This window comes from Kitasatospora sp. NPDC004272 (assembly GCF_053603035.1).
Genome location: NZ_JBSGET010000203.1, coordinates 1 through 10,524 on the forward strand (window position 1 = coordinate 1; position 10,524 = coordinate 10,524).

The 10,524-nt window shown below is 73.1% G+C and carries 10 protein-coding genes and 1 pseudogene; 8 read left to right on the forward strand and 3 right to left on the reverse strand.

Annotated elements, in window-relative coordinates:
* Positions 1-301: 301 nt before the first annotated feature.
* Positions 302-727, reverse strand: coding sequence for a MerR family transcriptional regulator (locus ACWEO5_RS36155; RefSeq protein WP_452166345.1), 426 nt, complete (start codon positions 725-727; stop codon positions 302-304).
* A gap of 65 nt (positions 728-792) precedes the next feature.
* Here ACWEO5_RS36155 and ACWEO5_RS36160 point away from each other — a divergent pair, with 65 nt between their 5' ends.
* The 4 genes from ACWEO5_RS36160 to ACWEO5_RS36175 all read left to right on the forward strand — a co-directional run bounded on the left by ACWEO5_RS36160 (position 793) and on the right by ACWEO5_RS36175 (position 5,979).
* Positions 793-2,010, forward strand: coding sequence for an MFS transporter (locus ACWEO5_RS36160; protein WP_452166346.1), 1,218 nt, complete (start codon positions 793-795; stop codon positions 2,008-2,010).
* Between the two features lie 196 nt (positions 2,011-2,206).
* On the forward strand, positions 2,207-3,568 hold the full coding sequence (locus tag ACWEO5_RS36165; RefSeq protein WP_452166347.1) for an NtaA/DmoA family FMN-dependent monooxygenase: 1,362 nt from the start codon (positions 2,207-2,209) through the stop codon (positions 3,566-3,568).
* Positions 3,565-4,776 carry an LLM class flavin-dependent oxidoreductase gene (locus ACWEO5_RS36170; protein ID WP_452166348.1) on the forward strand — a complete coding sequence of 404 codons (1,212 nt, stop codon included), beginning with the start codon at positions 3,565-3,567 and terminating at the stop codon, positions 4,774-4,776. The genes ACWEO5_RS36165 and ACWEO5_RS36170 overlap by 4 nt, the downstream gene beginning before the upstream one ends.
* A 507-nt stretch (positions 4,777-5,283) precedes the next feature.
* Positions 5,284-5,979 (forward strand): response regulator transcription factor, encoded by a 696-nt coding sequence (locus ACWEO5_RS36175; protein WP_452166349.1) that lies wholly within the window; start codon positions 5,284-5,286, stop codon positions 5,977-5,979.
* Here ACWEO5_RS36175 and ACWEO5_RS36180 read toward each other — a convergent pair.
* Together ACWEO5_RS36180 and ACWEO5_RS36185 are read right to left on the reverse strand one after the other, a co-directional pair.
* Positions 5,958-6,710 (reverse strand): maleate cis-trans isomerase family protein, encoded by a 753-nt coding sequence (locus tag ACWEO5_RS36180; RefSeq protein ID WP_452166350.1) that lies wholly within the window; start codon positions 6,708-6,710, stop codon positions 5,958-5,960. The genes ACWEO5_RS36175 and ACWEO5_RS36180 overlap by 22 nt on opposite strands.
* Positions 6,711-6,799: 89 nt before the next feature.
* A complete protein-coding gene (locus ACWEO5_RS36185; RefSeq protein ID WP_452166351.1) occupies positions 6,800-7,333 on the reverse strand; it encodes a LuxR C-terminal-related transcriptional regulator in 534 nt (177 codons plus the stop codon).
* Positions 7,334-7,574: 241 nt separating this feature from the next.
* Here ACWEO5_RS36185 and ACWEO5_RS36190 point away from each other — a divergent pair, with 241 nt between their 5' ends.
* The 4 genes and pseudogenes from ACWEO5_RS36190 to ACWEO5_RS36205 form a co-directional block, all read left to right on the forward strand.
* Entirely contained in the window at positions 7,575-8,726 is a 1,152-nt protein-coding gene (locus tag ACWEO5_RS36190; RefSeq protein ID WP_452166352.1) for an isopropylmalate synthase, read from the forward strand.
* Between the two features lie 87 nt (positions 8,727-8,813).
* Entirely contained in the window at positions 8,814-8,999 is a 186-nt protein-coding gene (locus ACWEO5_RS36195) for a lysine biosynthesis protein LysW (protein ID WP_344558578.1), read from the forward strand.
* A 4-nt stretch (positions 9,000-9,003) separates the two neighbouring features.
* Complete coding sequence (locus ACWEO5_RS36200; protein WP_452166353.1) at positions 9,004-9,855, forward strand: ATP-grasp domain-containing protein; 852 nt, start codon at positions 9,004-9,006, stop codon at positions 9,853-9,855.
* A pseudogene (locus ACWEO5_RS36205) lies at positions 9,852-10,524 on the forward strand (N-acetyl-gamma-glutamyl-phosphate reductase); the annotation flags it as partial. The gene ACWEO5_RS36200 and the pseudogene ACWEO5_RS36205, both read left to right, overlap by 4 nt.

A 10,524-nucleotide genomic window follows, 5' to 3' on the forward strand; every position in this document is an offset into this window, starting at 1 on the left:
ACCGCGGCCGGGGGGCCGCGGTGACCACCGCCGGGTGCGTCCGGGCGGGCCGGCCGTCCGACGAACCGCGCTGAACCGGGAGTTGAGGACGCGGATCGTCGGGAGGTCCTCGACCAGGTCGGGGCCCTTGACGGCGGCCAGGTCGGTCCCCCACCACTCGTGCGGCGCCCGGCCGGGGCGAAGCAGGGGTCGAGGGGGGTCGGCAGACCGCGGGAGTCCGCGGGCGCGGGTGGTGGTGCCGGTGCGGCGCCGGCCGCGGGGGCGGTGGTCCGCGCGGGGTCGGATTCCCGGTCCGGGACGGTCAGTTGGCGCTGTGGGCGTCGATCAGCTCGTCGTGCCGGTCCCGCTCCCGGTCGGGGGCGGGGCGCCAGCCCTTGCTGACCTCGTCGAGGTAGTCGGAGACCGAGTCCCGGTTGCGGATCAGGCAGTTGATGCGTTCGGTCATCCGGTCGCGTTCGCGGCGCAGGGTGTCGAGCATCTCGGGGGTGGCGTCGGGGAAGTGGATGGTTCGGGGCTTGTCCAGGCAGGGCAGAATCTGTTTGATGATCCTGATGGGCAGTCCGGCGTCGAGGAGGCCGCGGATCTGCATCACGCGGTCGACGAAGCGTTCGTCGTACTCCCGGTAGCCGTTGGGCATCCGGGCGGAGACGATCAGCATCTGCTCCTCGTAGTAGCGGAGCAGGCGGCGGGAGGTGTTGGTCCGTTCGGACAGCTCCCCGATGCGCATGTGACCCACCTCACACCAGATCCGGTTGACCCTCACATATATGTGAGGGTTCAAACATAGCCGCCATGAGCACACAGTCGCCAGTGGACACTCCGACCGCGGCAGGCGACGGCGAGCAGGCGGAGAGCCGGAAACTCCCGATCCTGGCGCTGTTGGCCCTGACCACCGCGGTCTTTATCACCTCCCTGACCGAGACCCTACCGGCGGGCGTGCTGCCCGCGATGAGCGCCGACCTGGGGGTCAGCGAGTCGGCGATGGGGCAGTCTGTGACGATCTACGCGATCGCCACCGCACTCACCGCGATCCCGCTGACCGTGGCCACCGCGGCGTGGCGCCGCAAGCGGCTGCTGCTGACCGCGATGGTGGCGTTCGCGGTGGCCAACACCGTCACGGCGCTGTCCACCGACTACGTGCTGACCATGGCGGGCCGGTTCGTCGCGGGCGTGGCGGCCGGCCTGGCCTGGGCGCTGCTGGCCGGGTACGCCCGCCGGATGGCGCCGGTGCCGCTGCAGGGCAAGGCGATCGCGATCGTGATGACCGGCATCCCGGTCGCGCTGTCGCTCGGGGTCCCGGCGGGCACCTTCGTGGGCCGGGTGTTCGACTGGTGGGTCGCGTTCCTGGCGATGTCGGTGCTGGCCGTGGTCGTCATCGGCTGGATCGCGGCGACCGTCCCCGACCACCCGGGCCAGCGGCCCGAGGGCCGGACCCGGATCCTCGGCGCGCTCTCGGTGCCCGGCGTGACGCCGGTGCTGTTCGTGACGCTGGTCTTCGTGCTGGCCCACACCGTGCTGTACGCGTACGTCGCGACCTTCCTCGACCACCTGGGCATGGAGAAGTCCACCGACCTGGTGCTGCTGGTCTTCGGCGTCACCTCGATGCTGAGCATCTGGATCGTCGGCGCCCGGATCCACCGCCAGCTGCGGGTCCTGACGATCGGCAGCGCGCTGCTGGTCGCGGTCGCGGCGCTGCTGCTGGGGCTGCTGTCCGGCACCCACGCGCTGGTGTACGTCGCGGCGGCGCTCTGGGGCCTGGGCTGGGGCGGCGTGCCGACCCTGCTGCAGACCGCGGTGGGCGACGCGGGCGGCGAGCAGGCGGACGCCGCGCAGGCGATGCTGGTCACCCTGTGGAACGTGGCGATGGCGGCCGGCGGTGTGATCGGCGGCCTGCTGCTGGACGGGATCGGCGCCGAGTCCTTCCCGTGGACGGTGCTGATCCTGCTGCTCCCGGTGCTGGGCGTGGTGGTCTCCGCCAGGTCGCACGGCTTCCCGGCCCGGCGCGGATGACGGGCCGTCAGGAGGCCCTGGGCGCGGGACGGTCGCCGTCCCGCGCCTTCGGGCCGTGCCACGCCTTCGGGCCGTCCCGCGCCTTCGGTCCGCGCCGCGCCGTGGCCGGGCTCGGCTGTCCCCGGCGGCCCGCCGCCGCCGATCCGGACCGAATACCCCGCTGAGCCACCGCACACCGCACAGGAGACAGTCCGCCGTGACAGTGAAACCCCTGAAGCAGATCCACCTCGCCGCCCAACTCCCCAGCGTCCAGCACACCGTGATCTGGTCGGACCCGTCCGCCGGGAGCCAGATCGCCTTCGACTCCTTCGCCCGCCTCGCGCGCACCGCCGAGCGCGGCAAGTTCGACTTCTTCTTCCTCTCCGAGGGCCTGCGGCTGCGCGAGCACAAGGGCCGGGTGCTGGACCTCGACGTCGCGGGCCGCCCCGAGGCGCTGACCGTGCTCAGCGCGCTGTCCGCCGTCACCACGCACCTCGGGCTGGCCGCGACGGTCAACTCCACCTTCAACGAGCCGTACGACGTGGCCCGGCGGGTGGCCACCCTGGACCACCTGAGCGGGGGCCGGGCCGCCTGGAACGTGGTGACCAGCAACGACGCGTTCACCGGCGAGAACTTCCGGCGCGGCAGCTTCCTGGACGAGGCCGACCGCTACACCCGGGCCGCCGAGTTCCTGCACACCGCACGGGAGTTGTGGGACAGCTGGCGTCCCGGCGACTTCCGGGCGGACGCCGCCGCGGGCGAGTTCGTCCGGCCGGGGGCGGGCCGGTTCGCCCACCGGGGGCAGCACTTCGACATATCCGGCCGGTTCAGCACCCCGGCGGGCCCGCAGGGCCACCCGGTGATCATCCAGGCCGGCGACTCGCCCGAGGGGCGGGAGTTCGCGGCCGCCGACGCCGACGTCATCTTCAGCCGGCACGCCGACCTGGCGGGCGGCCGGGCCGCCTACCGGGACGTCAAGGCCCGGCTGGCCAAGTACGGCCGCGACCCGGAGGACCTGAAGATCATCCCGTCGGTGAGCTACGTGCTGGGCGACACCCCGGCGGAGGCCGCCGAGCGTGCCGACGAGGTCGCCCGCGCGCAGGTGAGCCCGCAGACCGCGCTGATGCTGATGGAGGCGGCCTGGGGCCGCGACCTGTCCGGCTACGACCCGGACGGCCCGCTGCCGGACGTCGACCCGGTGCCGGAGAGCGTCGTCACCAAGGGCCACAACCTGTACCGCAGCCGGGGCCGCGAGGAGACCGTCCGGCACTGGCGCAAGACCGCCGAGGAGCGCGGGCTGAGCATCCGGGAGCTGATCACCGAGGTCACCGCCCGGCCCACCTTCGTCGGCACGCCGCGCCAGGTCGCCGACGCGATGAACGAGTTCGTGCAGAGCGACGCCGCCGACGGCTTCGTCTTCTCCCCGAACACGGTGCCCGGCGGGCTGGACGAACTGGTCGACCGGGTGGTGCCGCTGCTCCAGGAGATGGGCGTCCACCGCGCCGACTACACCGGCCCCACCCTGCGCGACCACCTGGGCCTGAAGCCCGCCCGCCGCCACTTCGAGGAGACCCCGTGACCCACCTGCACCTCGCGGTCGCCCTGGACGGCACCGGCTGGCACCCCGCCGCCTGGCGCGAACCGGACGCCCGCCCCGCCGAGATCCTCACCGCCCGCTACTGGGCCGACCTGGTCCTGGAGGCCGAGCGCGGCCTGCTCGACTTCGTCACCGTCGAGGACACCCTGGGCCTGCAGACCTCGGCCTTCCACCGGCCCGACGACCGCACCGACCACGTCCGGGGCCGGCTGGACGCCGTCCTGCTGACGGCCGCGCTCGCCCCGCTGACCTCGCGCATCGGGCTCGTCCCGACCACCAACGTCACCCACACCGAGCCGTTCCACCTCGCGATCGGCATCGCCTCGCTCGACCACGCCAGCCTGGGCCGGGCCGGCTGGCGCCCGCAGATCACCTCCCGGGCCGCCGACGCCGCGCACTTCGGCCGCCGCACCACCCCGCAGCTGACCGACGAGGACGTCACGGACTCCGAGCTGATCGCCGCCCGGCTGCGCGGCCTCTTCGGCGAGGCCCACGAGGTGGTCGAGGCCGTCCGGCGGCTCTGGGACAGCTGGGAGGACGACGCGGTGATCCGCGACACCGCCACCGGCCGCTACCTGGACGGCGCCAAGGTGCACCACGTCGACTTCGAGGGCGAGCACTTCTCGGTCCGCGGCCCCTCGATCACTCCGCGCCCGCCGCAGGGCCAGCCGGTGGTGACCGTGCTCGCCCATGCCAGCACCCCGTACGAGCTGGCCGCCGCCGGGGCGGACGTCGTGTTCGTCACCCCGCAGTCCCGCCCGGACGCGGTGGCCAGGCTCGGCGCGTTCGAACAGGCCCGGCAGCGCTTCGAGCGGCCCGCCGCGGAGCCGATCCGGGCCTTCGCCGACCTGGTGGTCTTCCTGGACGAGGAGCCGGGCCGGGCCGCCGAGCGCAAGCAGCGCCTCGACGAGGCGGACGGCGCCGTCTTCGGCTCGGACGCCCTGGTCTTCACCGGCACCCCCGCCGAACTCGCCGACCTGCTGCTGGACTGGCGCGGCACCGGCCTGGACGGCTTCCGGCTGCGGCCGGGCGCGCTGCCGCACGACCTCACGGCGATCACCCGCGGCCTGGTGCCCGAACTCCAGCGGCGCGGCGCGTTCCGCACCGCCTACGAGGCGGACACCCTGCGCGGGCTGCTCGGCCTGCCCCGCCCGGCCAGCCGCTACGCCCGGGCCGGCGCGGAGGGCTGAGCGGAGCCGGGGGAGCCGGAGGGGGCCGGACCGGTCCCAATACGGGGGATTCAACTTCAAACATTTCCATTGAGACGGCTGGATGAATGATTCCGGGCGCGGTCCCCAGCGGACCGCGCCCGGAATCATTGCCGCCGTGTGAAATCAGGCGGAGCCGTTCGGTCCGAACCGGTACCAATTCGGACAGATTCCCGTGGAGAACGGCCGGTCCGCGCCCGGCGGGCGCCGGCATTGCTTGCCCTCGGCGGTACCGGGTGTCAGGATATGGGCGAATCGCACGCGGAACGGACAGAATTCCCACGGGCATCTCCCGTCACAGCAGCCCCGTCCGGGTCCGGTGCCGGAACCCGTTGGAATCCTCAGGGGAGCAGGTCCGATGCACACTCGCCGCGACCGGGCCGCCGGGCCCACCGCGCGATGTCGCGCCGGTCGATGACCTGATCCCGGCCCCGCCGACCGCCCCTCCAGAGCGCGCCGGGGCCCCTCCGTGCCGTGATGCGACCGTTTATGGAGAGGACGAACGACGTGGTACGCGTGCTGTTGGTCGGAGACCATTCCGCCGTGATCGAATCGGTCCTCTACCGCCTTTTGCGAAAGGGGTACCAGGCCCGGATCGCCGACACCGGACGGGAGGCGCTGGAAATGATCCGCGACGTCGACCTGGTGCTGCTCGACCTCGACCTCCCCGATATCGAGGGGGTCGAGGCCTGCCGGCGGCTGCGGGCCTCCGGCACCACGCCCGTCATCGCCTTCGCGGCCAGCGGCCGCGAGCCGGACCGGGTGCTCGCCCTGCAGGCCGGCGCGGACGACTGCGTGACGAAGAGCTGCCCCCCGCAGGAGATCGTGGCCCGGATCGAGGCGGTGATGCGCCGCACCCGGACCCCCGCCCCGGCCCCCGGGGAAGCCGCCGTGCGGGACATCTCGCTGCGCCCGCTGCACATCAACGGCCGCACCCGCGAGGTGCGGGTGGACGGCCGGGTGGTGAACGTCACCGCGAAGGAGTTCGAGCTGCTCTACGTGCTGGCGTCCAACCCGGGCGCGGTGGTCTCCCGCAAGGAGCTGATGGCGAAGGTCTGGGAGAGCGACTGGACGGAGTCCAGCCGGACCATCGACACCCACGTCAGCAGCCTGCGCGGCAAGCTCGGCGGCAACCAGTGGATCATCACCGTGCGCGGCGTCGGCTACCGGATCGGCAGTGGTTGAGTCCGGCGCGCCAGCCGGCGCAGCAGCGGGTGGTCCCCGGGGTCGCCCGGGTCGGTGCCCGTCGCGCGCAGCGCCCACCAGACGCCGGCCAGGTTCGAGCTCAGCAGCACCCGCTCCGGGCCGGTGTCGAGCGCGGCGAGGGCGTCCAGGGTGAACATCCCGGTGCCGGTGAACAGCAGCGCCGCGTCCTCGGGCACCCGCTGCCGGCGCAGTTCGGCCAGCAGCCCCCCGGTGGTCACCGTGTACGGGTCGTACCGGCCGTCGGTGGACACCTGCACCACCCGCTCGACGGCGAGGCCGGCCCGCTCCCAGTAGGAGCGGGAGAGGTCGGTCAGCCAGGGCTCGTAGGGGGAGACCATGGTCAGCCCGGTCAGGCCGAGGGCCCGGCAGGCGTCCAGGGTGGCCAGGGCGGAGGAGCGCACCGGGAAGCCGGTGCGGGCGGTGAGCTCCGCGCAGAGCTCCAGGTCGCCGTCGGGCCCGTACAGGTAGTGCGAGGCGCTGCAGGCCACCACCGCGGCGTCCAGCGGCAGCCGGCCGAACCCGGCCAGCACGTCCGGCAGCACCTCGTTGTAGGTGTCCAGCATCTCCCGCAGGGTGCTGCCCGGGGTGGTCGGGAAACGCGTGGTGTGCAATTTCGGGCCGCGGCCCAGGAGCCGGGCGTACTCCGGTTCGGCGTTGGGGTTCTCCGGAGGAACGACCAGCCCTATCCGGGGTGCGGAAGGAATGCCCATGGCGATGTCACCCGTCGGTCGGAGGTATTCCTCCCAGGCTATTGCCGGGTGTCCGCGCGGACACTACGGGAAACCGTAGCGGCGGGTGTTCAGGCGCCCCGCTCCGGGAGGTCGGCGGTGATTTCCAGGACGTTCAGTGCGGGGGCCAGTTGGGCCCGCCGGCGAATGGCGAGCTTGCGGTAGATCCGGGTCATCTGGAGTTCCACCGCGCGGGTCGAGACCGACAGCGCGGCGGCGATCGCCCGGTTCGTCATGCCCGCCACCGCCATCGCCGCGACCCGCTCCTCGTGCGGGGTCAGCGGCCCGGCCGGGGCGGCCGGGCGGGGTGCGGGGGCGGGCGGCACCGGGAGCCCGCCGGTCGGCTGCCAGGCCCGCACCGCGAACCGGGTCACGGTGCGAAGGCGCAGGTAGGGGTCCTGTTCGAGGAGGCGCAGCACGGCCGCCCGGTCCGGGGCGCGGCACAGCAGCAGCTCCCCGGAGCCGTCCTGCCAGGGGCCGCCGGCGATCAGCACGCCCTCCCCGGCGAGGCCGTCCCAGTAGGCCCGGTGCTCCCGCAGGCCGCGCGGCGCGCCGCCCGCGCCGCCCGCGCCGTCGCGGAGGACCAGCTCGACAGCGAAGATCACCCGGGGCCTCCTCCCGTATTCCGGCGGGCGGCCCGCCGGACTCGGGGGAACGCTATCCCGGAATCCCGCCGGATTCGCCCCCTCTGACATTCGTCTGACATTCGGCAGGGAAGGTTGACAGAGCTCTGACACGGCGGATCTTGACCCCGGATCGGGGGAGCGGAGAGGCTTGTCACCGGCTTCACCGCACCGAACGGCAAAGATTCCGAACCATTCCCGACGTGAATGAGGAGTGAATACAATGGCACCTCCGGAGAGCGTCGAAGAACTTCCGGGAGAACTGCCCCGGATATCCGACGCCACCTTGCGCGACTCCGCCCACATGGCGGGTGTCGAGTTCGACGCGAAGGACGCCGCGGTCATCGCGGACCTGCTGGTGCGGACCGGCGTGGAACTGGTCGAGGTCGGCATGGTCTCCGGCCCCGACTCGGGCGACGCGGACCTGATCGGGTCCGTCCACGAGACCGTCGGGCCCGAGCGCTCCCTGACCCTGGTCATGGTCCGCGACCGCCGGCAGGTGGTGGGGGCACTGGACGAGGCGCTGCGGCTGGGCGTGAAGTCCGTGATGTTCTCGATCCCCACCTCCGAGGAGCACGCCCGGCTGAAACTGGCCTCGCCCAGCACCAAGTACCTGATCTCGCTGGCCCGCACCGCCATCGAGGAGGCCAAGAACCGGGGCTTCCACGTCACCTTCAGCGGTGAGGACGGTGCCCGCACGCCCAAGGAGCGGCTGGTGCCCTACGTGGCGGCCGGCTTCGAGGCGGGCGCCGACCGGTTCCGGCTCGCCGAGACGGTGGCCTGCCTGTCGCCCTGGCAGATGGAGTCGCTGATCGGGGAGATCACCGCGATCGACGGCTCCGAGATCGAGATCCACTCGCACAACATGCTGGGCATGGCGGTCGCCAACTCGCTGGCCGCCTACCGGGCGGGCGCGCGCTGGATCTCCGCCACGGCCGGCGGCATCGGCGAACGCGGCGGCAACGCCCCGCTGGCCGAACTGCTCACCTCGCTGCGGGTGGTGTACGGCGACACCCGCTTCGACCTCAGCCACCTCACCGAGCTCACCAACGCCGCCCTGCGCGGCGCCCGGCTCGGCCACGCCTTCCAGTCCGGCCCGACCGCCGCGCACGCCTTCGCCTACGAGCTGCCCGGCCAGCTGACCCACCCCGAGGCGTACGAGACCCTCCCGCCGGAGGTGGTGGGCAACGTCCGCGGCCTGCGGGTGCGGACCCGGCTCAGCACCCCGCTGGTCCGCTGGGCGCTCGGCGACGGCGCGGACCAGCTCGACCTGGCGGCCTTCACCGCCTGGCTCACCGAACGGCAGGCGCACGGCGAGGACCTGCTCGACCGGGACGCGATCCGCGCCGCGGCCGACCGGTACGCCGCCGCCTGAGCCGCTCCCGCACCGACCGCACCACCCCGCACCACCCCGTACCCACCGTTCCTGGTCCACCGACCCGAACCGACCCCGGAGAACACCATGTCCGTAGCCACGCTCACCGGTTCCTGCCCCGAGTGCGAGACCGACCTGACCACCCCGCCGCTGGTGCAGGGCGAGACCATCGCCTGCCCCGAGTGCCTGCTGACCCTGCGGGTCGAGGAGATCCAGGAGGGCCGGCTGAGCCTGCAGGCCGTCGAGGTCCAGCTGCGCGACTGGGGGCAGTGAGCCGATGACCCGAACCGTCGCCCTCGTCGCCGACCGGGTGGGCTGGGAAGAACGCCAGCTGATCGACACCGCCGCCGGCATCGGCCTGCACATCGAATGGGTCAACGACGAATCGCTGGCCCTGGGGGACCAGGACGCGGCCGCGCTGCGCGACCACGCCGCGGTCCTCGTCCGCAGCCGCAGCTACACCCGGGGCGGCCTCATCGCCACCCTCACCGAGGCGGCCCGGATCCGGACCCTGAACACCGCCTCCGCGATCCACGCCTGCGAGAACAAGCTCACCCTGCGCGCCCAGCTGCGGGCCGCCGGGGTGCCGGTGCCCGACTTCCGGCTGGTGCTCTCCCGGCGCGACTTCGAGAAGGCCCTGACCGAACTGCCGCCGCCCGTGGTGCTCAAGCCGGTCTTCGGCGGCATGGGCAAGCGGGTCACCCTGCTGCGCGACGCGGACACCGCGCAGTCCGTCTACGACTACGTCGAGGACCTCGGGCACGGGTTCGAACAGGCCAGCCTGGTCGAGCCCTACCTGGCCTCCGGCACCTCGCTGCGCTGCTTCACGGTCGGCCGCGAGACAGTCGCCATCGCCGAGTTCCGCAGCGCCGGCACCGACTGGCGCAGCAACGCCGCGCTCGGCAACCGCAACCGGGCCGTCGATCCGGACCCGGAGGTCCGCAAGACCGTCGACGGGGTGCTGGACGTGCTCGGCCCCGGCATCTACGGCATCGACCTGTTCGCCACGCCGGACGGCTACGTGGTCAACGAGGTCAACCACGCGCCCGCCTTCAAGGCGGTCGAGACCGCCACCGGGGTGGACGTCGCCGAGGCCGTCGCCCGCTACGTACGAGAGGTCGTCGCATGATCCGGGTCGGCATCGTCGGGGCTTCGGGCCTGGCCGGCGGCGAACTGATCAGACTGGTGCTCCAGCACCCGGAGTTGGAGCTGACCTTCCTGGGGGGCTCCTCCAGTGCGGGCCGGCGTCCGGCGGAGCTGCATCCGGGGTTGCGGCTGGATCTCGGGCTGACCATCGAGGAGCTCCCGGAGAGCCTGGCGGGCCGGTGCGACGTGGTCTTCCTGGCCACGCCGGCCCCGGCCTCGGCGCAGCTCGCCGCGCAACTGGCCGACCAGGTGCCCTGCGTGGTGGACCTCAGCGGGGCCTTCCGGATCCGCGATTTTGAGCTGCACCGGCGCTGGTACCCCAAGGTGCGGCGGGTGGAGGAGCTGGCCGACCGCTTCGTCTACGGCGTGCCCGAGCTGGTCGGCGACCAGCTCCCGGGGGCGGCGCTGATCTCGCTGCCCGGCTGCTTCGCCACCGCGATCACCCTCGGGCTCGCCCCGCTGGTGCTCTCGCTGGGCCTGGACCTGAAGACCGTGGTAGTGGACGGCAAGACCGGCTCCAGCGGCGGCGGCCTCGAACTGCGCACCGCCAACCTGCACCCGCTGCGCAACGGGGCCATCGCGCCCTACGCGCCGGCCGGGCACCGGCACGCGGCCGAGGTCAGGGACTTCCTGGAGCGGGGCAAGCCGGGCG

What these genes read in the sequence shown, in the direction of transcription:
- ACWEO5_RS36190 (WP_452166352.1), top strand. Translation starts at nt 7,575, where the DNA reads ATGGCACCTCCGGAGAGCGTCGAAGAACTTCCGGGAGAACTGCCCCGG.
- ACWEO5_RS36180 (WP_452166350.1), bottom strand. Translation starts at nt 6,710, where the DNA reads ATGGGCATTCCTTCCGCACCCCGGATAGGGCTGGTCGTTCCTCCGGAG.
- ACWEO5_RS36175 (WP_452166349.1), top strand. Translation starts at nt 5,284, where the DNA reads ATGGAGAGGACGAACGACGTGGTACGCGTGCTGTTGGTCGGAGACCAT.
- ACWEO5_RS36200 (WP_452166353.1), top strand. Translation starts at nt 9,004, where the DNA reads ATGACCCGAACCGTCGCCCTCGTCGCCGACCGGGTGGGCTGGGAAGAA.
- ACWEO5_RS36155 (WP_452166345.1), bottom strand. Translation starts at nt 727, where the DNA reads ATGCGCATCGGGGAGCTGTCCGAACGGACCAACACCTCCCGCCGCCTG.
- ACWEO5_RS36195 (WP_344558578.1), top strand. Translation starts at nt 8,814, where the DNA reads ATGTCCGTAGCCACGCTCACCGGTTCCTGCCCCGAGTGCGAGACCGAC.
- ACWEO5_RS36160 (WP_452166346.1), top strand. Translation starts at nt 793, where the DNA reads ATGAGCACACAGTCGCCAGTGGACACTCCGACCGCGGCAGGCGACGGC.